The 232-nt window shown below is 55.2% G+C and carries 1 protein-coding gene; it reads left to right on the top strand.

The window, feature by feature from the left end; genetic code table 11:
* Window positions 1–17: 17 nt before the first annotated feature.
* Window positions 18–232 (top strand): hypothetical protein (locus tag A3722_RS24785; RefSeq protein WP_236627392.1); only part of this gene is annotated, 215 nt, incomplete at its 3' end.

Here is a 232-nt window from a genome sequence, read left to right as displayed (position 1 = left end):
ACAAGCACTATAACGTGATGCGTGACGAAGGAATCGTTTTTCTTGACTACCCTGGTTTACCTATCCCCCCGCGGGAGGGCTTCGCTCAAGGCGACTATGAAAAAGAAATGATCGTTCGCGGGGCGCTCTACGCTTCAGTCGCCTACCGAAATGACGACAATGTCCCTGAGCTAATGGCAGAAATAGGGCGGCGCGAGCTCTCTGGGACCCGGTGGTCCCGGAAACGACAGCT

Source organism: Sulfitobacter sp. HI0027 (assembly GCF_001634775.1).
GTDB lineage: Bacteria > Pseudomonadota > Alphaproteobacteria > Rhodobacterales > Rhodobacteraceae > Sulfitobacter.
This window is presented reverse-complemented; position numbering and strand designations above follow the sequence as displayed.